The following is a 22,868-nucleotide window of genomic DNA, read 5'->3' as shown; positions in this document are numbered from 1 at the left end:
AATAATTAATATTTATAATTATCTTCCGACTCATCTTTATCCAATGTTAACCAATTATCAAATTCACCCTGATTTCCCGAAATAAATTCTAACCTATTATCTTTAGATAGTTGCTTAAAACCTATCATTGTTAATTTAGGACTATCGCCTTCTATTACATTGTGAATATTCAATTGATCTCCAAAATAATTATTAACCACTGGTATCGTTAGCTTTAGCGTAATAGTATCTGACTTTTGATAAACTTTTTTTCAGGTATTAATTTAATTCAGACCATCAATTCTTACACTATTACCCATATCGTCACAGTTTTCTTCTCCGGGGCAAGCCATACATAAAAAACATAGGCTAATTACCCCGAAAAGTCTAAACAAGTTTTTAAAGTTGGGGAACACAGTATCCATAGCTATTAAATGATTGATGAAGACCATTGATCATTGTAGGATTGTTGTTTAGCAAACGATTTTTAAGGTCGCAAACATCATGTGTATTGCTCCCCAATACGTTAAAGATAGCTGAAAGGTCAAAATCATTACTCCCCGGTAAATTAACATTATCATTTATATTATTAATAAAGTCACCACTTCCATCTAATCTTTGTGAAAAGGTGAAATTTCCTACACTAATTTCATTTCTGTTATCTAACAAATCCCAAAACAATCCATGTAAAAACCAACTTCTATCGTCTCTTCTTTCATCCTGCATGGGTCTATCATATACATCAAAATTTTCCATGTATCCTTCAATACTGTTGGTGTTTCCTGGGGCATCGGCAGGAAAAAAAGCAGAAAGGTTATTTTGTGATGTGTAAAAAGATTTATTATAATAAAAATTGGTTATCTTAAATTCAGTAAAATTCCCCGAACCTTCTACTAGAGCAATTCTCGCGCCGGCTTGATAAGAAGGCTGGCTTCCATCGCTATAAGGGTCACCTATACCATTGGCTATCGTAGCCCCAAAGTTTTTTGCCCAGAACAATCTTCCTGCCCTACGGGCGTGAGAATAATGTCCTGATTCATGAAAAACCAATTGATGTACACGAACGGTATTACTCTTTCCCGCACTACCAACTTTCTTGTTTTTTAGACCTTGAAATACAATATCTGGTCTTAAATGTGGCGGCACCAAATTGATAGCAGAAGTAGTGGCTCCTGCAGTTATATTTTGCCACACATTAGCCTGCCCAACATTAGCGAACAGCGCTATATCTGCCAGGTTTTTATATCGGTATAACATTGGGGTAGAAGATGCTCCTCCACGAGCCCAAGCCCAAACATTAGCTTTACTAATAGATAGGTTGATCGCATTTTGGTTACAATAGTCTATATATTTTTTTAATCCATTATGTACAGTTCCTTTAAACCAAAGATGCCCTCCTCTCAAGTATATCCCGAATAATTCAGAATTAGGTTCGGTATAAGCTATTGTTTTGGTACGATTATTTCCTCCGCGTGTAAGCGTCATAAGGTGATCGAATACTTGGATACCCAAAACCTCATTCCAAGTTTTTCGGATGGTTGCCGTATAGCCTCGCCATTTAAGACGAATCCTTACTTTGCCTCTATATTTTTAGAAGCTGTAAAATTTCCTGAATTATCAGTATAGGTATATCTCCACCAAATTCCTCTTCCTGTACTCACCTTCACTTTCATTAAATCTTCCGGCATATTAGTATTTGTATTTTCAACACGTATGCGTCCTTTTGGAGTATAACGTTTACCAAATAGCCTTGCAGCTTGCTGTTGTTGCCTAGATTCATTCAAATATCTTGGTAAAGTCTCTTTGGTTAGCTCAATTTCATCTGCTCTTAAATCTTCTTCCCATCCGGCAAAAAACAAAGCAACTGTTTCTACATCATATTCTTCTTCATCCTCAGGATAATATACAGGGTCAATAACCTCGTAAGGTAAGCTTTGTGGCAATTGGTAATCTACAGGAATAACTGTAAAAATTGGATGATAAAGATCGTCTTCTGAAGTAGGCTCGACATAATAATCACCTTCTTGTAAGACTTCATAGTCTAATGGGAAATCATGTAATACAGGTATATTTTCTAAATCACTTTTATCTAAACTACCTAATAAAACGAGTTCTTTTTCTTGTGGAAGAATTTGTATATAATAGTGCGTAGCTACTACTCTTTTTATCTTAAATGGAGAATCTGATACGTACAGGTTATAATAATCAAAAGCTGCCTGCATATTCTTTACTGTATAAGGGTTTATTAATTTTTCACCCAATTTAATCTTGGTGTGTACATCGGGTTTATCTTTTAATTCTTCAAGCGAAAAATTAGCTTCTGTAGGAGCGAAAGAATTTTCCTCTAAACCCTCATGATCCTCGCTACATGCATAGCATAGCCACTTAAAATTATAACTAAGCCAAGTAATAATTTGTTTTTCATCTGTTCTTTTATTTTTTTAAACATATTTTAATTATGACCTAATTTTGGCTTCTCTTTTTGCTTTGAAGATTTTGGCTTGATTTTAATTTACTTACAATCAAAAAGTTAAAGCTAATATAGTTTAAAAATCAATATGCAAAACATTGGTCTTTATTCTTTTAATAAATAAAACTATGATTTAAAAAAGATTGCAAAAACGGGTTGTTATGAGGCTTTAGAAAAGTTTTAGAGTATATTTTCTAACTATAAACAACAGGGCATCGAAGCGAAAAATAAACAAATCATCTAGAAAACACAAGACCAAGTAAAAACTGAATTAGAGCAAGTCGCAGCAACTTACGATGTGGATGAACTGGTCATCACCACGATGACCTACGATAAACAACTTCGGTTAAAATCTTTTAAGCTAATTGCGGAAGCGATGGATTTATAGCCAGAATTTGCATCAACAAGTCAATACTTTAAAAGAAGAATTTTATGAGTTTTTCTTGTGAAGTAATTTTTCTACAAGTAATATTGTCATAAAAGCAAAGGTGTAGGCAGCCATATCTTTCCAATCGAAAGATGAGCCAACCAATATGGCTGTAGATCTAGATTTTGTAATATTCAATAGCTGTAAAACATTTAAATATTGCCCTATTTCGATAAGGTAAGCTAAAATTAATACGGCTATTGCTACGTATAATTTTTTCAACTTTAAAAATGAACAAATAAAACTGTAGATCACAAAGACAATAATATAATCTCCAAAGACACCACGTATAAAGCCACTGCTAAAAAATCTTTCGATCATTACTTCAACTAAAAAGAAAAAAATATTTGTAGTTGAATTTCATCCTATTAAAACCAAAACCCTAAACTAAAAAACCATTGACTTTCTGAAAGTTCTGGAGCGTAAGAATATTTCACTTCTATTGGCCCCAACAACGTTTCTATACCATAACCTAAAGCTACCCCTGTATAATCTGGCAAAGAAAAAACATTACCAGAACTATATAGACCGTCTTCTACATTGGCAACATTATAACTCGCGATGATATGATTTTTAGAAAAAACCTCATAATCTATCTCTACTAAACTTTTTACGTAGCTATCACCAGATATCGACAAAAAATCATAACCAAGCAAAGGTTTCACATTGTTAATAAAGCGATTACCATAGCCGCCTAAAAAGAAATCTAAACCATTCATTTTTGAATCGCCAAATCGAATTCCGGTCTCAGATTGTATACGTAAAGAAAATTTATGTAAAGGAGAAAAAGCATAACCCGCAGAGCCTTTTAAAATTGAAAAAGGCTCAAAACCAAAGGAAGATTTTGAATCTAACAAATACCAGTGAAAATCTCCTTTAAAATGAGCGCCATGGGCAGGAAAATAGGCATTATCATATTTATCGTATTCTAAATATCCAAAGGCGCTAAAAAGGTTGCTTTGCTCAAGAATCGTAACTGGAAACTCTTGATTGTTTTCATTCTCTACGATGGTTTCTGTTTCTAGTTTGGTGTATTTATGCTCGCCGCCCAATCCAAATTTAAATTCTTTAACAAAATAGGTTTCCACATAAAATTGATTGGTGAGATCTGAATATTCCACCTCTACCTTGTTCACATTAAAATCTCCTAAATTAAAATTATCCTCTACAAAATTAAAAGGCACACCTTGCTTAAATTCATTATACCTTGAATTTAAACCTATACTCCAATAACTTCCTTTATCAATATAATAACTAAAATTATACCTAAAATTATCACCAGCTACTAGGTCTACCGACGTAATATCATTTTTAAGGAATAAACTTTTTTGAGTGAAATTTACTAAAGCTGCACTCTTATATAATTCATCATAATGCAAAGCTCCTCTCACCCAAGTATTAATTTCATTTTCATGAATGGTTAAAACAAGGTTTGATTTTCCTCCTCTTTTAGGCGATAATTTATATTCTATCTTTTTAAAATTTCCAGTGGCCGATAAATTATTAATTCCTCTATTTAATTCTCGGTAAGAAATTTTAGTATCGGAGTCTATTTTTAGTTTTCCGCGAATATAATTTCTAGGATAGTTATTATTCCCGTTAATATGAATTTGCCCAATATAGATTGAATCAGTAAGCATAAGTTTTTCCTTCTCTACCGAACTTTTAAGTTGACGCTGAGTTATTTTTTTTAATTCATCTAAAAATTTTTCTGTTTCTAGCTCACCTTCTTTAATAATAGCACTGCCTTGATCAAAAGATAAAATAGAAAAATCTTTTATATTAGGTTTAATATAGAGATCGGTCTTTTGACGCTTACCCTCCATAGCATGAATGGTTCTAAAATTATTAATTTGGGTAAGAATTTCAAAAGCCGTTTGCAATTGTGTTCTATCTGCTAAACTATCTTGAACATCTACTCCTATCACATAATCTATACCTCTTTTTTTTATTTCATCTATCGGATAATTATTGGTGACGCCTCCATCGGTAATTAATTGTCCGTTTATTTCTACCGGGCTAAAAAGTGAAGGAATTGAGCCGCTGGCTGCCACCGAACGCGCCAAAGAACCATGATCTAAAACTACCTCTTTTCCTGTTTCTATATTGGTGCCTATACAAAAAAAAGGGATTGGCAATTTGCTGAAATCTTCAATTTGAGCTACAGGAGTGGTTAACTGCATCATCAAATTATATAAGTTTTGACCTTTAGATAATCCCGAAGGGAAACTGAGTTTGAAATTTTTAAAAGGTAAGGCAATGGCATAACGTTCTGCGTCTTTTTTTTCGTTAAAAGACTTTACTTCCCTTGGTAATTCATCTTGAATTAATTTATTGAAATTAGTAAGTTTAAAAATAGAATCTAATTGTTCTGGTGAATACCCCGAAGCATATAACGAACCTATTATGGCTCCCATGCTAGTGCCACCAATATAATCGATGCGCACTCCAGATTCTTTAATTATTTTTAAAGCACCAATATGTGCCAAGCCTTTAGCTCCACCACCACTTAATACTAACCCGACTTTTAAATCTTCAGACTGAGCTTTAGCCTGACTAAACGCAAGCATACCCAACAACAAAAATAAAAGCCTGAAAATTTTCTTCATAATATATTTAAGAATGGTAATGGTTGTAAATTATGGTTGCTTTTGCATTGCCTATAATTTCTACTAGTTCTTTTTTCTCTACAGTTTTTATGCGTTTTACAGACCTAAAATGTTTTAATAATTCTACCGCGGTTTTCTCTCCTATCCCAGCAATACTTTCTAATTCTGTCCCTAAAGCTGCACTACTTCTTTTATTACGATGAAATGTAATTCCGAATCTGTGCGCCTCATTACGTAATTGTTGAATAATTTTTAGCGACTCTGATCTTTTATCTAAATATAACGGAATAGAGTCTCCCGGATAAAACAATTCTTCTAAACGTTTTGCAATCCCTATAATGGCTATTTTACCTCGCAAGCCTAAATCGTTTAAGGCTTTTACTGCTGAAGAAAGCTGACCTTTCCCCCCATCAATAATAATAAGCTGCGGCAAAGGTTGTTCTTCCATTAATAACCTTCTATACCTCCTAAACACCACTTCTTCCATCGAAGCAAAATCATCTGGACCTTCTACGGTTTTAATATTAAATTTACGATAGTCTTTTTTGCTGGGCTTTCCGTTTTTAAAAACTACACAAGCGGCAACAGGATTTGTGCCCTGAATATTAGAATTATCAAAACATTCTATATGTCTTGGTTCTACCGATAGTCGTAAATCTTTTTTCATCTGCGCCATTAAGCGATTTACGTGACGGTCTGGATCTACAATCTTCATTTGCTTAAAACGCTCTTGCCTAAAGTATTTTGCATTTCGCAATGATAAATCTACAATGGCTTTTTTATCCCCAAGTTTAGGAACCGTTACTTTTACCTCTTCACCAGCATTTATAGAAAAAGGTACAAATATTTCTTTAGAAGTAGAATTAAATCGCTGTCTAATTTCTATCACACCTAATTCTAATAAATCTCTATCAGATTCATCTAATTTTTTCTTCATCTCGATGGTATGTGATCTAATAATACTTCCATGAGAAAGTTGAAGGAAATTTACATAACCATACCCTTCATCACTTACAATACTAAAGACATCTACATTATTAATTTTAGGATTTACAACGGTAGATTTACTCTGGTATTTTTCTAAAACATCTATTTTTTCTTTTATTTGCTGTGCTTCTTCAAACTCCATATTTTCAGCGTGCAGTTTCATTTGCTCTCTAAATTGCTGAAGGGAATCTTTAAAGTTTCCTTTTACAATTTGCCGAATATGCTCTATATTTTTGGTATATTCTGTTTCTAATTGATAACCTTCACAAGGACCTTTACAATTACCTAAATGATATTCTAAACAGACTTTGTATTTACCATCTTGAATTTTTTCTTCGGAAAGATCGTAGTTGCATGTTCTTAGTTTATATAAACCTTTAATTAGCTCTAATAAGGTGTTTACGGTTTTAAAACTGGTGAAAGGTCCATAATATTCGCTCCCATCTTTAATGATTCTTCGAGTTGGGAACACACGCGGAAAGCGTTCATTCTTAATGCAAATCCACGGGTAGGTCTTATCATCTTTCAGCATCACGTTAAAACGCGGCTGGTATTTTTTAATTAAATTATTCTCTAACAGTAGCGCATCAGTCTCAGAATTAACCACAATATGTTTAATGGTGACGATCTTTTTTACCATTACCTCTATACGGTGGCTATCGTGCTTTTTATTGAAATAAGATGAGACTCTTTTCTTTAGGTTTTTAGCTTTGCCTACGTATAAAATCTTATCATTTTTATCAAAATATTGATAAACGCCAGGACTATTGGGCAACGTTTTAATTTGTATTTCTACAGAAGGTGTATCCATACTTCAAATATAATTGATGTTTTTGTGGTATAAATAAGAGTTGAATTATAATTCATAAAAAAAATAGCTTTTTGTTTTTCACATAAAATTAAAGAAGTCTTTTTTAAAATTGTTTAGATTTGTTAACATGACGAATAAAACTAAAAAAATTATTGGGAGAGTTGATAAAGCTAATTTCCCAGAACTTAATCTCAATGATATTGCTATTAAAATAGATAGCGGAGCTTATACTTCATCTATACACTGTGAAGATATTCATGAGAAAGATGGTGTTTTGTATTGTAATTTCTTAGATAAAGAACATCCAGATTACAACCATAAGCCTCTAGTTTTTAAAGAATTCAATACCATTCGAGTAAAAAGCAGTAATGGGATTGCTCAGAAAAGATACGAAATAAAATCTACCTTAAAAATTTTCGGTAAAGTTTATAAAATATCGCTTTCTTTGAGCGACCGAAAAGAAATGAAATTTCCTGTTCTTATTGGCAGAAAGTTTTTAAATGGTAAATTTATAGTAGATCCACAATTAAAAGATATATCCTTCAACTTACAAGAACATTAAATTATGAATATTAAAATCTTATCTAGAAACCAAAACCTATATTCTACGCAACGTCTTGTAGAAGCAGCCAAAAAACGCAAACATGAGGTTGAAGTGATTGATCCTTTAAAATGTGATATCGTTATTGAAAAAAGAAAACCTAACGTATATTACAAAGGTGGTTATATAGAAAATGTAGATGCGATAATCCCAAGAATTGGCTCATCGGTTACCTTTTACGGTACTGCCGTTGTTCGTCAGTTTGAAATGATGGGAGCTTTTACTACTACAGATTCCGAAGCTTTAGTACGCAGTAGAGATAAATTAAGAAGCTTACAAGTCTTATCTAGAGCAAGAATAGGTTTACCTAAAACGGTTTTCACCAATTATTCTAGAGATGTTGAAGGCGTAATTAAACAAGTTGGCGGCACTCCTCTTGTCATAAAGTTACTTGAAGGAACACAAGGATTAGGAGTGGTTTTAGCTGAAACAAAAAATGCAGCACAATCTGTGATCGAAGCTTTTAATGGTTTACAAGCTCGCGTCATTGTACAAGAATTTATTAAAGAAGCCAAAGGTGCAGATATTAGAGCTTTTGTAGTTGATGGTCATGTGGTAGGTGCCATGAAAAGACAGGGTAAAGAAGGAGAGTTTAGATCTAATTTACACCGTGGTGGTACTGCAGATGTTATTCAACTTACCGATGAAGAAGAAATTGCAGCCGTAAAAGCAGCAAAATCTATGGGATTAGGGGTTGCTGGAGTAGATTTATTACAAAGTAGTCGCGGACCTTTAATTTTAGAGGTTAACTCTTCTCCAGGGCTTGAAGGTATAGAAAAAGCTACTGGTAAAGATATCGCAAAAACGATTATTAGATATATAGAAAAAAACGTTTAGGCTATGGCTAGCATAGATGAACAAAATGTTCTTACCTTATTAAACCGAGAAATAAAACCCGGACAAAGTGCTAAAGTTAACTTTAACACGGCTAAGTTATATACGCAAACTACAGTAGAAGTCCCTATTATTATAGAGCGTTCTATGCAACCAGGCCCTGTAGTTTTAATTACTTCAGGCATTCACGGCGATGAAATTAATGGAGTAGAGATTGTAAGACAAGTTATCGCTAAAGGCATTAATAAACCAGCTAAAGGAACCATTATTTGCATTCCAGTGGTTAATGTTTTTGGCTTTTTAAATATGCAACGTGAGTTTCCTGATGGGCGTGATTTAAATCGTATGTTTCCCGGTTCTAAATCTGGACCTCTTGCTAGCAAAGTAGCTTACCAATTTGTAGAAGAGATTTTACCTATAGCAGATTACTGCTTAGATTTTCATACTGGAGGATCTAGCAGGTTTAATGCTGCACAAATTAGAATTGATAAAAGTGACAATGAGCTTATAAAATTGGCACATATTTTCAATGCTCCTTTTATTGTCTTTTCTAAAACCATTGCCAAATCTTACCGTAAATCTTGTATGCAATTAGGCAAACCCGTATTGTTATTTGAAGGCGGAAAATCTTCTGATAGCAATAAAGAGATTGCAGAAATCGGGGTTCAAGGCATTCAACGAGTACTATCACATTTAGAAATGTTACGGGAGGAGTTTACTCCGTTTCAACCTAAACAAAAATCGATCATTATAGAAGATAGCGCCTGGATGCGTGCTAAATATAGCGGGTTACTTCATGTAAAAATTCCTATTGGTAAGAGAGTTGAAAAGGGTGAATACATTGCCATTATTACTGATCCTTACGGAAGTTTTAGACATAAGGTAAAATCTACTCAATCTGGTTATATTATTAATGTAAACCAATCACCTATTGTATATCAAGGAGACGCAATTTTTCATATTTCAAAAGATAAATGATACTAAAAAAGGATATACGTATTGCTTATAAAAAGAAAAGAGAACAACTTTCTGATGCCGAAATAGAAGAAAAAAGTTTAACCATTGCCAATCAAGTGTTAGAGCTGTCTATTTGGGACTATTCTTTTTTTCATCTTTTTCTTTCAATTCAACATTTAAAAGAAATAAATACCGAATTCATACTTCATATTCTTAGCGGAAAAGACAAAAACATCGTCGTCGCCAAAACCGATTTTTCTAATTTGGCGATGAAGCACTTTTTACTTACCGATTCTACACCTTTAAAAATTAATAAATACGGAATTCCTGAACCTACCGATGGAATTGAAATTTCAGATCAACAAATTCAAGTTGTATTTATTCCGCTTCTAGCTTTTGATGAAAAAGGAAATAGAATTGGCTACGGAAAAGGTTTTTACGATCGTTTTTTGAATGAATGTAAAAAAGATGTTGTCAAAATTGGTCTATCGTTTTTTGAAGCTATTGAACATATTGAAGACACTAACGCTAATGATATTCCATTAGATTATTGCGTGACGCCAGAAAAAGTGTATCAGTTTAGTTAAGCTACTTTTTTTCTTCTTCTTTAGGAAAAGCCTTTTTATTGAAGATAATTAATAAAGCTACCCCAACAGTAATAGCAGAATCTGCGATATTAAAAACAGGTTCAAAAAAAGTAAAATACTGACCGCCCCATACAGGAATCCATTCAGGTAAATAGCCACTCCATAATGGGAAATAAAGCATATCTACTACTTTACCGTGAAAAATAGTACCATATGCTCCTGCTTCTGGTAAAAATGTAGCTAGTTGACCGTGACTATCGTTAAATAAAATTCCGTAGAAAACAGAATCTATAATATTACCAAAAGCTCCAGCAAAGATTAATGCGATCGCTGTGACCAAAATAGCAGAGCCCTTTTTTCTTACAGAATCCCAAAGCCAATATCCAATACCGCAAATTGCTACGAGCCTAAAAAGAGTAAGAATAAGTTTACCATATTCCCCAGGTATTTTTGCTCCCCAAGCCATGCCTTCATTTTCGACAAATAGTATTTTAAACCAATTAAAAACCTCAACTTCTTCTCCTAAAACAAAATGAGTTTTTATGTAGATCTTAGATACCTGATCGATGATAAGAATAAGTATAATAAAAAGAGTAGCTTTCTTTAACGACATTTACATTGCTTTTTGGTGGTAAAAATACATTTTTTATTGAATTTTTCTCACTTCAATATCTCCATAAATAGATTTCACTTCAATTAAATTTCCAAAATCTAAAGATGGGCTCATATATAGTTGTCCATGATTGGTGTTTGCTTCTAGATTAGCTTGAGTAGTTTCTATGTGAACGTTACCCGTAAAAGTGTTTATTAGAGCCTTACCAGTAAACGCTTTTAACTGCACATCTCCAGATTTTAGTTCGGCTTCAAAATGTTCAAATTTTCCTGCAGCATAAACATTAGCTATGTTAGAAATTACCATAAATTTTAATCCTTCAGGAAGGATAATTTTTAAATTCACCGCATAAACTTTATGGGCACTGAGTTTATCATAACCACTTGTGAGTCTTTCTTTATAGGTCGATGCAATTTTTAAGGTTTTTAAATCTCTTTTTACAATTACTGCTATATCATTAAAATATTCACCTTCAGAAAATGTAAATATTTGTACCTGTTTAACAGCAGGTATAGTTTTTACTTCTATTTTAAAGATTTCATCTGCAGCAAACTCAATCTTTTGTAACCCTTTAGCCGAGAAGGTTTTTAAAGCTTCACGCTGAGCATTAGATATAAACCCAGATAGAACAATAACTATTAAGAATATGTATTTAAAATTCATCTTAAATTTAAAACAAAAAACGCTCCAACTTTGGAGCGTTTTCATTTCTATATTAAGCAGAAAATTATTTCTGCATATTCTTAGCTTCTATACTAAGTGTAGCGTGAGGCACTAACATTAATCGCTCTTTCTTAATTAACTTACCCGTTACACGACAAATACCGTAGGTTTTATTCTCAATACGAATCAATGCATTTTTAAGGTCTCTAATAAACTTTTCTTGACGAATAGCTAATTGTGAATTAGATTCTTTACTCATCGTTTCACTACCTTCATCAAAAGCCTTAAATGTAGGAGATGTATCATCTGTACCGTTATTGCTATCGTTCATATAAGCACTTTTATATAAATCTAACTGCGCGGTAGCCTTTTGAATTTTATCTAAAATTAGATTTTTAAATTCTTCTAACTCTTTATCTGAGTAATGTTCTTTAGCACTTATCTCTGTTGCCATAATTTTAATGTTTATTAATCGATAACTGGGTATTTACATCATCAAAACTAATTACTGTCCCGTTATCTAACTCTTCTGCTAGTTCGAGATTAGCAGCCAAAGTTTCATTTTTAATATATTCTATATTATCTTGAACAGCGCTCTCGACCACCCCGTCCTTTTTTATTAAAATATCTATTTTATCTGTCACTTCGAAGCCAGAATCTTTACGCAAATTTTGGATTCTATTGACCAATTCTCGTGCTATCCCTTCTTTCTTTAAATCTTCATTTATAGTAACATCTAAAGCTACGGTTAATCCACTGTTGCTGGCTACTAACCAACCTTCAATATCTTGTGAGGTAATTTCGACATCGTCGAGCCGCAAAGTAGTCATTTTTCCATTAACGGCAATGCTTATTTCCCCATCTCGCTCAATAGCAGTAATGTCACTCGGTTCAAGTTTATTTACAGCTACAACAACGTGTTTCATCTCTTTACCAAACTTAGGACCTAAGGTTCTAAAATTAGGCTTGATATTCTTCACTAAAATCCCTGAAGCATCATCAATCATTTCAATTTCTTTCACATTCACTTCAGACTTAATTAAATCTGCTACTTGTAAAATTTGCTCTTTAACGCTATCTTCTAAAACAGGAATCATAATACGTTGCAAAGGTTGTCTTACTTTAATCATTTCTTTCTTTCGCAGTGATAATACTAGCGAAGAAATAATTTGAGCCATTTCCATCTTACGCTCAAGAGGTTTATCTATATAAGACTCATCTTGAACTGGGAAGGCGGCCAAATGTACACTTTCAAAATCTTCTTTTTGTGTAGCTTTCGTTAAATCTTTGTAAAGTCTATCCATATAAAAAGGAGCAATAGGTGCACCCAATTTAGCTATGGTTTCTAGACAGGTATAAAGGGTTTGATAGGCAGAAATTTTATCTTGCTCATAATCGCCTTTCCAAAAGCGTCTTCTACTTAAACGCACAAACCAGTTACTTAAATTTTCTTGAGCAAATTCTGAAATAGCTCTGGCTGCTTTTGTAGGCTCGTAAGTATTATAAAAATCGTCTACTTTACCAATTAGCGTATGTAATTCTGAAAGTATCCAGCGGTCTATTTCTGGTCTTTCTGCCAACTTCACATCTTCTTCTGCGTAAGTAAACTCATCTATATTCGCATATAGTGAGAAAAACGAATAGGTATTATATAAAGTACCAAAGAACTTTCTACGAACTTCAGCAATACCTTCAATATCAAATTTTAAATTATCCCATGGGTTAGCATTGGCAATCATATACCAACGAGTAGCATCTGGACCAAATGCCGCTAGGGTTTCAAAAGGATCTGCTGCGTTGCCTAAACGTTTAGACATTTTTTGTCCGTGTTTATCTAACACCAATCCGTTAGAAACTACATTTTTGTAAGCAACATCATCAAAAATCATAGTTGCTATTGCGTGTAGTGTATAAAACCAGCCACGGGTTTGATCTACTCCTTCTGCAATAAAATCTGCTTTTTTATCTCCCGCCTCTACTTGTTCTTTATTTTCGAACGGGTAATGCCATTGTGCATACGGCATAGAACCAGAATCAAACCAAACATCTATTAAATCGGCTTCACGTTTCATAGGTTTTCCTTCCGCAGAAACTAAGGTAATTTGATCGACTACATTTTTATGAAGGTCTACTTTTTCGTAGTTTTCTTCACTCATATTGCCGACTTCAAATTCTGCAAAAACATCAGCTTTCATCAATCCAGCATCGACTGCCTTTTGCATTTCGGTTTTCAATTCAGCAATAGAGCCAATTATTTTTTCTTCTTTTCCGTCTTCAGTTCTCCAAATTGGAAGCGGAATACCCCAGAAGCGAGAACGTGACAAATTCCAATCGTTTGCATTGGCTAACCAATTACCAAAACGACCTTCTCCAGTAGATTTTGGTTTCCAATTGATCTCTTTATTTAACTCATGCATACGATCTTTTACCTCGGTCACTTTTATAAACCAAGAATCTAACGGATAGTATAAAATAGGCTTATCGGTACGCCAGCAATTTGGGTAACTGTGTACATATTTTTCAACATTAAAAGCTCTATTTTCTTCTTTTAATTTAATAGCAATTTCTACATCTACCGATTTTTCTGGCGCGTCTTCTTCATCATAATATTCATTTTTCACATATTTACCAGCAAGCTCATCCATTTCTGGTCTAAATTTACCTTGTAGATCTACCAGCGGTACTAAGTTACCGTTTTCATCTTCTACCAACATTGGTGGAATTTCGGGAGTTGCCTGTTTGGCAACCATAGCATCGTCTGCTCCAAAAGTTGGTGCTGTGTGAACAATACCGGTACCGTCTTCTGTAGTTACAAAATCTCCAGAAATAATTCTAAAAGCATCTTCAGGATTACTATGTGGCTGTGCATATGGCAATAATTGCTCATACTTTATACCTACTAAATCTTTTCCTTTAAAATCATTCAATACTTGGTAAGGAATTTTTTTATCTCCCTGCTTGTAAGCTTTTAAAGCTTCTTCATTTTCAACTAAATGAAACTTTTTATTGAAATTTTTGCTCACTAAGCTTTTCGCCAACACAATATTAATTGGCTCGAAGGTGTATTGATTATAGGTTTTTACCAATACATAATCAATTTTTGGACCTACGGTTAATGCCGTGTTGCTTGGTAACGTCCAAGGAGTGGTTGTCCAGGCGATAAAGTAAACCGGCTCATCTTGAATTTCGTCAATTTCACCTAACACTGAATTTTCAAAAGCTTCGTTTTTAGATGCTTTAAATTGCGCTGTAATGGTGGTATCGGTAACATCTTGATAAGTTCCTGGCTGATTTAATTCGTGAGAGCTTAAACCTGTTCCTGCTTTTGGAGAATACGGTTGTATGGTGTAGCCTTTATAGATTAAATTTTTCTTATAAATTTCAGAAAGCAACCACCAAACGGTTTCCATATACTTAGCCTTATAGGTAATATAGGGATCTTCCATATTTACCCAATAGCCCATCTTCTCTGTAAGGTTAGACCAAACATCTGTATAACGCATCACTGCATTTTTACAGGCGTCGTTATATTCTTCTACAGATATTTTTTTTCCAATATCTTCTTTTGTGATGCCCAATTCTTTCTCTACGCCAAGTTCTACAGGTAGACCGTGAGTATCCCAACCAGCTTTACGTTTTACTTGATAGCCTTTTTGAGTTTTATAACGGCAGAAAATGTCTTTAATACTTCTTGCCATCACATGATGAATACCCGGTAAACCGTTGGCAGAAGGCGGACCTTCAAAAAAAACAAACGGTTCTTTACCTTCACGGGTAGTTATACTTTTTTCAAAAATATCTTCTTGCTTCCAAAAATCTAGAACTTCTTCTGCTAATTTAGGTAGGTCAAGTGCTTTATATTCAGTAAACTTCTTACTCATCTGTACTCATTTTCTAATGACTCGCGAAATTAATGATTTTTAAGAAATAGCCTTTAAATTATGTATAAAAAATAGCTAGATTAATATGAACATTAAAGTATGCTGAAAAAAAACTTAATATTTCATAAATATGAAAATAAAAGCTACAATTTATTTAAGCATTATATATATTTGCGCCTTAAAATTGTAAATTATGTCATTTTCAGATTTATTTGGTACAGGAGAACACACAAAAAATCTTGGCCATTTTGCAGCTATTGTTAACTTAGCAGCGGTTGATGGAGAGATTAACGATGAAGAAAAAGTGGTCTTAGAAAGTTTAGCTAGAAAGCTTGACATTCATGATAGTGAGGTAAAAGAAGTGATGAAAAGTCCAGAGAAATTTCCAATTACTCCTCCTCACACTACAGAAAAGAGACTTGAGCGGTTATACGATCTACTCACAATTATTTTTGCCGACCATGATATGGATGAGCAAGAAGAATTTCTTTTAAAAAGATATGCTGTTGGTTTAGGTTTCTCTTCGCAAACCTCTAAACAGATTATTGAACGATCTATCAAAATTTTAGGGAAAAGACTAAGTTTTGACGATTACCAATATTTATTAGACAGAAAGTAAGTTTTCACTTACTTTCTGCTTTTTTATTTTGTTTTAGCGTTTTGCAAAAACTCTTCAGCTTTCTCTACCATATTTTTGCTTCCGCAATAAAATGGAGATCGCTCGTGAAGTTCTTCAGGTTTTATATCCATAATTCTTCGCTCCCCATCACTAGCCTTACCTCCGGCTTGTTCCGCTAAAAACGCCATAGGATTGCATTCATACAATAGTCTTAATTTTCCGTTAGGGTATTTAGAACTACTGGGGTAAATATAAATTCCGCCTTTAATCATATTTCTATGAATATCAGAAACTAATGAGCCTATATACCTAGAGGTGTAAGGCCTATCACCTTCTTCTGCTTGACAATATTTAATATAATCTTTTACACCTTTTGGAAATTGCGCATAATTCCCTTCATTCACAGAATAAATATTTCCATCTTCAGAAAATTTCATATCAGGATGAGAAAGGTAATATGTACCAATAGCAGGGTTTAATGTAAAGCCATTTACACCATGCCCAGTTGTATATACTAACATCGTTGAAGTTCCGTAAACAATATACCCAGCAGCAACTTGCAAATTACCTGGTTGCAGAAAATCTTCCATGGTTACTGGTGTTCCTATTGGAGTCACACGACGGTAAATAGAAAAAATAGTTCCTACAGAAACATTTACATCAATGTTTGAGCTACCATCTAACGGATCCATTAAAACTACATATTTATTTTTATGATCGTTATTGTGTCCTTGAATGGTGATATACTCATCGTTTTCTTCAGAAGCTATCCCGCAAACGATTTCGCGATTTGTTAAAGTTTGAATAAAACGCTCGTTTGCATAAACGTCTAATTTCTGTTGTTGTTCTCCTTGTATATTCGTGTCTCCAGCAGCTCCAGTTATATCAACCAAGCCTGCTTTATTCACCTCATGGTTAACTACTTTCGCCGCTAAACGAATAGAATTAATCAATCTAGAAAGCTCTCCCGATGAATACGGAAAAGCTTGCTGGTTTTCTATAATAAATTCACCCAGCGTTTGGTTTTTTTTTGCCATTTTGTTTTGTTTCTCTAACAAAAATAGAAAAAAAGTGATTGGATTGCTATTTTTGTTGACAAACTAAAAAATAATGGAGATTCAAGTTAGAAAGGCCACAAAAAGTGATATGCCTTCAGTTTTAAAATTAATTAATGAATTGGCGGTTTATGAACGTGAACCAAATGCTGTTCAAGTAACCTTAGAAGATTTAGAAAGAGATGGCTTTGGAGAAATACCGCTTTTTAACTGTTATGTAGCCGAAACCAGTACTGAAATTGCAGGAATGGCTTTATTTTATAACAGGTATTCTACCTGGAAAGGTAAAACAATTCATTTAGAAGATTTAATTGTTAATAAAGAATATAGAGGCAAAGGTATTGGAATGAAACTTTATAAACAGTTAATGAAGTTTGCTTTAGAACAAGATATACAACGGGTAGAATGGGTGGTTTCAGATTGGAATACACCGGCAGTAAACTTTTATGAAAGTACTGGCGCGACTATATTTTCAGATTGGAACACCGTGCAGTTTGATCAAGAATCGATTAAAAAGTTTCTAAACAGTTAGTGATTTATGAAAATTTTCAAATTTGGAGGTGCGTCTATAAAAGATGCTAAAGGTGTAAAAAACGTAGCCACAGTTTTGCAGGAAACAGGAATAAGCCATAAAGTGGTTATTATTTCTGCGATGGGAAAAACGACTAACGCTTTAGAGAAAGTAATTTATAATTATTTTGAAAACACTTCACTTTTAACAACAAGCATTCAAGAAGTAAAAGCTTATCACCTCCAAATTTCTCAAGAATTATTTCAAAATCAACAGCATCCAGTTTTTCAAAAGATTATTCATTTCTTTGAAGAATTAGAAACTTTTTTAAACCGAAACAAATCCCCCAATTACGATTTTGTGTATGATCAAGTAATTTGTTTTGGTGAATTAATAAGCACCACCATTGTTAGTGAATATTTAAATTTCATAAGCATTGAAAATAATTGGTTGGATGCCAGAAATTTAATTAAAACCGACGCCACCTATCGAGATGCAAAAGTAAATTGGACTTCTACTGAAGATAAAATTCAGAAGAAAATAAACAAAGACAAACTCTATATTACACAAGGTTTTATTGCTTCAGATGCTCATAATTTCACCACCACTTTAGGACGGGAAGGAAGTGACTATACTGCCGGTATTTTCGCATATTGCCTTAAAGCAGTAGATGTAACAATTTGGAAAGATGTGGCTGGAGTTCTTAACGCAGATCCTAGAGTTTTTAAAAACACCCAGCTTTTAGAAGAAATAAGTTATGAAGAAGCAATAGAATTGGCTTTTTATGGCGCTTCAGTAATTCATCCTAAAACGCTTCAGCCTTTACAAAAAAGAGAAATTCCACTTTTCGTAAAATCATTTTATCAGCCAAAAAATAAAGGCACCGTGGTTGGTAAAGGAAAAATCATTAAACCTTACATACCTTGTTTTATTGTAAAAAAAGATTTGGTTTTGTTATCCTTGTCTGCGTTAGATTTTTCATTTTTTGTAGAAGAAAATATTAGTGAAATTTTTGCGCTATTTCATAAATACCAAATTAAAGTAGACCTTATTCAAAATTCTGCAATTAGTTTTTCGGTATGTGTAGATAATAAATTCAACAATGTAGACAAATTAATCACCCACTTAAAAGCGAAATTTAAAGTGAAATATCATAAAGGTGTGTCGCTATATACTATTAGGCATTTTACAGAAGAAGCTATTAATCTGTTAGAACAAGACAAAACAATTTTATTAAAACAGCTTACTCGCCAAACCTTACAATTGGTTACTAAAGCGTAAAAACATTGATTGGTTAAAATTACTATCTTTGCCTTAAAACGTTTACTCAATATGGGGTTTATCTCTGCGAAGGAAGTGGCCAAAGGGCTAAGTTTAGAAAAGTTTGGTTTTTTAGGGACAGTACTTGGTGCTAGCCTTATGAAACTAACCAAACTTAGTCATTTTAACAAGGTATATGAAGATAGAAAGCATTTAGATGCACCGCAATTTATAGATTCGATTTTAAATTACTTAGAGGTAGATTTTGAAATCCCTGAAAAAGATTTAAAAAGAATTCCTAAAACAGGTTCTTTTATAGCAATTTCTAATCATCCGCTTGGCGCTATAGACGGAATGATTTTAATGAAAATTTTAATCGAAAAGCGCCCAGACTTTAAAATTATAGCTAATTTTTTATTACATCGTTTAGATCCATTAGCGCCTTATATATTACCCGTTAATCCTTTTGAAGATAGAAAAGATGCTCAATCTAGCGTAAAAGGTTTAAAAGAATCTATTTTGCACCTTCGCAACGGTTACCCATTAGGTATTTTTCCGGCAGGAGAAGTTTCTACGCATAAAGAAGATAAGATTATTGTAGATCGCCCTTGGTTACCAGAAGCGATGAAGTTGGTTCAAAAATCTGAAGTTCCTGTAGTTCCTATTTATTTCCATGCCAAAAATAGCGCTGCATTTTATCGTATTGCTAAACTGAATGATTCTTTAAGAACAGCCAAGCTGCCTAGCGAAATGCTATCTCAAAAAAACAGAAAAATAAAAGTAAGAATAGGTAATCCTATCTCTGTTAGCGATCAAAAAGATCATCAAGAATTAGATGATTACACTAACTTTATTAGAAGAAAAACGTACATGCTTTCTAGCGGCTTTAATAAAAAGAGTTTGCTTAAAAATATTCCTACACAAATTAAAATACCTCGTTCTCCGAAAGAAATTGCCGGAGAAACCGAAGAATATTTAATGGAAGCCGAAATTGAGTTTTGTAGAGAACACGACAAAAGGCTTCTACAAAGCAAAAACTACGAGGTATTCTTAGCCAAAAGAGAGCACATTCCTAATATCGTAACCGAAATTGGGCGTCTACGTGAAATCACCTTTAGAGCGATTGGGGAGGGAACAAATAAATCTACAGATTTAGATGAATTTGATGATTATTACCATCATCTATTTCTCTATGATAATGAAGCACGTAAAATCGTAGGTGCCTACCGAATGGGATTTGGTAAAGAAATTTTTCCTGCTCACGGAATTGATGGGTTTTATATGCAACAGCTTTTTAGATTCGAGCCAGAATTACATAAACTAATGAGCGAATCTATTGAGATGGGAAGGGCTTTTGTGGTTAAAGAATATCAGCAAAGACCAATGCCTTTATTCTTATTATGGAAAGGGATTATTCATTGTACACTACGTTTTCCTGAACATAACTACCTAATTGGCGGAGTAAGTATAAGCAATAAATTTTCAGATTTCTCAAAATCAATGATGATTGAATTTATGAAATCTCATTATTACGATCCCTACGTGGCGCAATACATTCGACCTAAGAAAGAATATAAAGTCAAATTAAAAGATGCCGATAAAGACTTTGTGTTCGATGAAACGGAAGCAGATCTTAATAAATTTGACAAGATTATAGACGAGTTAGAACCCGACAGCTTAAGAATGCCAGTTTTACTTAAGAAATACATCAAGCAAAATGCAAAAGTGGTGGCCTTTAACGTAGATCCTTTATTTAACAATTCTGTCGACGGTTTAATGTATATTAGAATTGCCGATTTACCAGAATCTACCGTTAAACCTGTTATGGAAGAGTTACAAGAAGAGCTTGAAAAAAAACTAAGTAACAACAGCAATTAAAAAAAGCAGTGATTGACTAATTTTCACATTAACATTTGAAGTTATAGAAAATATAGGCAATCTGTTAATCCTTTGTTATTTAAGCTTTCTTTGAGATAGCCTTTCCTGTTTCCTTCTTAACTTAGAAATAAAAAATTATGGAAACTATTTTAATAGCCGGGGCTAACGGTAAAACAGGAAGAGAAATTGTAAATATTTTACAAGATCATCCAAGTTATGAACCTGTTGCTATGGTTAGAAACGAAGAACAAAAAGCTTACTTTGAAAACCAAAATGTAAAAGTAGAATTAGGAGATTTAGAAGGAAACCTCACAGAAGTTGTAAAAGGCAAAGATCGTGTCATATTTGCTGCAGGAAGTGGTGGTAATACAGGTAAAGAAAAAACAACCGCAGTAGATCAAGAAGGAGCAATAAATCTTATTGACAGAGCTAAAGCCGCGGGAGTTAAAAAATTAGTAATGTTAAGCTCTATGGGCGCAGACAATCCTTCTCAAAATGAGGATTTACAACATTACCTAGAAGCTAAACAAACCGCAGACAATCACCTAAAAGCTAGTTTTCTAGATTACAGCATCGTAAGACCTGGAGCTTTAACAGATGGAGAAAAAACCAACAGAATTAAAGCTAAAGAGAAATTAAATGAATACGGAGAAATTTCTCGTAAAGACGTCGCACAGGTAATGGTAGACTGTCTTTCTCCAAATACACTTCAAAATAAAACTTTCGAAATTCTGAAAGGAAGTTTAGCAACAGAACTTGCACTGCAAGAAGTATAATTAATCTTTGCTAAAATGTCTAACCACCAACTCGCTTTCTTACTCGCCAGAATCACGTTAGGAATCAATTTTTTCTTACACGGTTTGGTGAGGACTCCTAAAATAAATGCATTTACAAGCGGACTCACAAAAGGTTTTGAAAGCACAATGTTACCTTTAAGTTTAGTGAGATCTATAGCGTATGCGATCCCTTTTATAGAGATTTTTCTAGGAGCTTTTATCATTCTAAAGTTAGCGAGTAAAAAAACATTAGCAGCAACCGCAATTTTCATTATGATGTTAATTGCAGGTTGTGCTTTTAAAGAAGACTGGAGTGCAGTAAGTACTCAAATGCTTTATGCGCTTTTTGTATTTCTTTTATTGAATAATTTAAAATACGAAGTTTGGACAGTAAAGACGAGCAGTTAGTAGATACAATTGATTATCAAGATGGTAGTTTTGAGAAGTGACGTAAGAGAATATAAAATACAGATAAAGAATTTAGAAAATAAACTATAAACTTCAGTTTAAAAGCGAAGCGGTCTAAGTTCTTATATCTAATAAAATAAAAAAATGGATTATCAATTAAAAAATAAAAAAGTATTTATTTCTGGTTCAACCAAAGGTATTGGCTTTGCAACAGCAAAAACCTTAGCTCAAGAGGGTGCCGAGGTAATTATAAACGGAAGGTCTCAAAAACGAATTGATGAAGCAATTTTAAAGCTTAAAAATGAAGTTAAAAACGCAAAAATAGCTGGGATAGCTTGCGATTTTTCTAAAAAAGATGAAATTGATTCTTTAATAAAAGAAATTGGGCAAGTAGATATTCTTATTAATAATGTGGGAGTTTTCAACCCAAAAGATTTCTTTGAAATACCAGATGAAGAATGGCAATCGTTTTATGAAATTAACGTCTTGAGCGGAGTTAGACTTTCAAGAGCCTTTTTGCCGAAAATGATTTCAAATGATTGGGGAAGAATTATTTTTATTTCGAGTGAAAGTGCTTTAAATATCCCTACGGAAATGATTCATTATGGTATGACTAAAACCGCACAATTATCAATTTCACGAGGAATTGCCGAACTAACCAAAGGAACAAATGTGACCGTGAACAGCGTATTACCTGGACCAACATTTTCTGAAGGTGTGAAAGAAATGGTTAATGGGAATGAGAATAACAAAAAAGAAATAGAAGAAGAATTTTTTAAATCAGAACGCCCTAGTTCCATTATTCAACGTTTTGCAGATCCGCAAGAAGTGGCAAATATGGTAGCGTATGTTGCAAGTCCGTTATCTTCAGCAACAAATGGCGCTAGTCTGAGAGTTGAAGGTGGCGTAGTGAAGTATATATAGTAGTTAAAATTGAAAAAA

General features: G+C 33.5%; 21 protein-coding genes. 11 read left to right on the top strand and 10 right to left on the bottom strand.

The features are described 5' to 3' along the window. Window positions 1-378: 378 nt before the first annotated feature. The 5 genes from KW502_RS00785 to uvrC all read right to left on the bottom strand — a co-directional run bounded on the left by KW502_RS00785 (window position 379) and on the right by uvrC (window position 7,283). Window positions 379-1,491, bottom strand: coding sequence for a hypothetical protein (locus KW502_RS00785; RefSeq protein WP_219038621.1), 1,113 nt, complete (start codon window positions 1,489-1,491; stop codon window positions 379-381). A 59-nt stretch (window positions 1,492-1,550) separates the two neighbouring features. Beyond that, on the bottom strand, window positions 1,551-2,201 hold the full coding sequence (locus tag KW502_RS00780) for a hypothetical protein (RefSeq protein WP_219038620.1): 651 nt from the start codon (window positions 2,199-2,201) through the stop codon (window positions 1,551-1,553). Window positions 2,202-2,879: 678 nt separating this feature from the next. After that, window positions 2,880-3,197, bottom strand: coding sequence for a ribosomal maturation YjgA family protein (locus KW502_RS00775; protein WP_219038619.1), 318 nt, complete (start codon window positions 3,195-3,197; stop codon window positions 2,880-2,882). Window positions 3,198-3,244: 47 nt separating this feature from the next. Beyond that, entirely contained in the window at window positions 3,245-5,485 is a 2,241-nt protein-coding gene (locus KW502_RS00770) for a patatin-like phospholipase family protein (RefSeq protein WP_219038618.1), read from the bottom strand. 7 nt (window positions 5,486-5,492) lie between these two features. Continuing rightward, on the bottom strand, window positions 5,493-7,283 hold the full coding sequence (gene uvrC, locus KW502_RS00765; RefSeq protein WP_219038617.1) for an excinuclease ABC subunit UvrC: 1,791 nt from the start codon (window positions 7,281-7,283) through the stop codon (window positions 5,493-5,495). A gap of 127 nt (window positions 7,284-7,410) precedes the next feature. Here uvrC and KW502_RS00760 point away from each other — a divergent pair, with 127 nt between their 5' ends. Genes KW502_RS00760 through KW502_RS00745 form a run of 4 tightly spaced genes read left to right on the top strand, consistent with a single transcriptional unit; the run spans window position 7,411 to window position 10,262 of the window. Then, the gene (locus KW502_RS00760) at window positions 7,411-7,845 is read left to right on the top strand and encodes an ATP-dependent zinc protease family protein (protein WP_219038616.1); all 435 of its coding nucleotides are present in this window, start codon (window positions 7,411-7,413) and stop codon (window positions 7,843-7,845) included. Between the two features lie 3 nt (window positions 7,846-7,848). Next, on the top strand, window positions 7,849-8,721 hold the full coding sequence (rimK, locus tag KW502_RS00755) for a 30S ribosomal protein S6--L-glutamate ligase (protein ID WP_219038615.1): 873 nt from the start codon (window positions 7,849-7,851) through the stop codon (window positions 8,719-8,721). A gap of 3 nt (window positions 8,722-8,724) precedes the next feature. Beyond that, complete coding sequence (locus tag KW502_RS00750) at window positions 8,725-9,696, top strand: succinylglutamate desuccinylase/aspartoacylase family protein (protein WP_219038614.1); 972 nt, start codon at window positions 8,725-8,727, stop codon at window positions 9,694-9,696. After that, window positions 9,696-10,262: a 5-formyltetrahydrofolate cyclo-ligase gene (locus KW502_RS00745; protein WP_219038795.1), complete on the top strand. Its 567-nt coding sequence runs from the start codon at window positions 9,696-9,698 to the stop codon at window positions 10,260-10,262. The genes KW502_RS00750 and KW502_RS00745 overlap by 1 nt, the downstream gene beginning before the upstream one ends. 1 nt (window position 10,263) lies before the next feature. On the opposite strand, the gene KW502_RS00740 is transcribed toward KW502_RS00745, so the two are convergent. From KW502_RS00740 to ileS, 4 genes are all read right to left on the bottom strand, one after another. Continuing rightward, complete coding sequence (locus KW502_RS00740; protein WP_219038613.1) at window positions 10,264-10,875, bottom strand: lipoprotein signal peptidase; 612 nt, start codon at window positions 10,873-10,875, stop codon at window positions 10,264-10,266. A 33-nt stretch (window positions 10,876-10,908) separates the two neighbouring features. After that, window positions 10,909-11,538, bottom strand: coding sequence for a DUF4097 family beta strand repeat-containing protein (locus tag KW502_RS00735; protein WP_219038612.1), 630 nt, complete (start codon window positions 11,536-11,538; stop codon window positions 10,909-10,911). 64 nt (window positions 11,539-11,602) lie between these two features. Then, on the bottom strand, window positions 11,603-11,992 hold the full coding sequence (locus tag KW502_RS00730) for a TraR/DksA family transcriptional regulator (protein WP_219038611.1): 390 nt from the start codon (window positions 11,990-11,992) through the stop codon (window positions 11,603-11,605). A 4-nt stretch (window positions 11,993-11,996) separates the two neighbouring features. After that, window positions 11,997-15,419, bottom strand: coding sequence for an isoleucine--tRNA ligase (ileS, locus tag KW502_RS00725; protein WP_219038610.1), 3,423 nt, complete (start codon window positions 15,417-15,419; stop codon window positions 11,997-11,999). 193 nt (window positions 15,420-15,612) lie between these two features. Here ileS and KW502_RS00720 point away from each other — a divergent pair, with 193 nt between their 5' ends. Continuing rightward, entirely contained in the window at window positions 15,613-16,038 is a 426-nt protein-coding gene (locus KW502_RS00720) for a tellurite resistance TerB family protein (RefSeq protein ID WP_219038609.1), read from the top strand. 23 nt (window positions 16,039-16,061) lie between these two features. On the opposite strand, the gene fbp is transcribed toward KW502_RS00720, so the two are convergent. After that, window positions 16,062-17,075: a class 1 fructose-bisphosphatase gene (gene fbp / locus KW502_RS00715; protein WP_219038608.1), complete on the bottom strand. Its 1,014-nt coding sequence runs from the start codon at window positions 17,073-17,075 to the stop codon at window positions 16,062-16,064. Window positions 17,076-17,148: 73 nt separating this feature from the next. Between fbp and KW502_RS00710 the strand changes: the two genes are divergently transcribed. From KW502_RS00710 to KW502_RS00685, 6 genes are all read left to right on the top strand, one after another. Beyond that, window positions 17,149-17,625, top strand: a complete 477-nt coding sequence (locus KW502_RS00710; RefSeq protein WP_219038607.1) for a GNAT family N-acetyltransferase — start codon at window positions 17,149-17,151, stop codon at window positions 17,623-17,625. Between the two features lie 6 nt (window positions 17,626-17,631). After that, on the top strand, window positions 17,632-18,885 hold the full coding sequence (locus KW502_RS00705) for an aspartate kinase (RefSeq protein WP_219038606.1): 1,254 nt from the start codon (window positions 17,632-17,634) through the stop codon (window positions 18,883-18,885). Window positions 18,886-18,936: 51 nt separating this feature from the next. Then, the gene (locus KW502_RS00700; RefSeq protein ID WP_219038605.1) at window positions 18,937-20,742 is read left to right on the top strand and encodes a GNAT family N-acyltransferase; all 1,806 of its coding nucleotides are present in this window, start codon (window positions 18,937-18,939) and stop codon (window positions 20,740-20,742) included. A 137-nt stretch (window positions 20,743-20,879) separates the two neighbouring features. Beyond that, window positions 20,880-21,518 carry an SDR family oxidoreductase gene (locus KW502_RS00695; protein ID WP_219038604.1) on the top strand — a complete coding sequence of 213 codons (639 nt, stop codon included), beginning with the start codon at window positions 20,880-20,882 and terminating at the stop codon, window positions 21,516-21,518. A 15-nt stretch (window positions 21,519-21,533) separates the two neighbouring features. Continuing rightward, window positions 21,534-21,926, top strand: a complete 393-nt coding sequence (locus tag KW502_RS00690) for a DoxX family protein (protein WP_219038603.1) — start codon at window positions 21,534-21,536, stop codon at window positions 21,924-21,926. Window positions 21,927-22,070: 144 nt separating this feature from the next. Next, the gene (locus KW502_RS00685) at window positions 22,071-22,850 is read left to right on the top strand and encodes an SDR family NAD(P)-dependent oxidoreductase (protein WP_219038602.1); all 780 of its coding nucleotides are present in this window, start codon (window positions 22,071-22,073) and stop codon (window positions 22,848-22,850) included. The last annotated feature ends 18 nt before the right edge of the window (window positions 22,851-22,868 follow it).

The organism is Mesonia aestuariivivens, assembly GCF_019311235.1.
Classification (GTDB): Bacteria; Bacteroidota; Bacteroidia; order Flavobacteriales; family Flavobacteriaceae; genus Mesonia; species Mesonia aestuariivivens.
The sequence above is the reverse complement of the archived record's forward strand: the minus strand, read 5'-3'. Positions and strand labels throughout refer to the sequence as shown.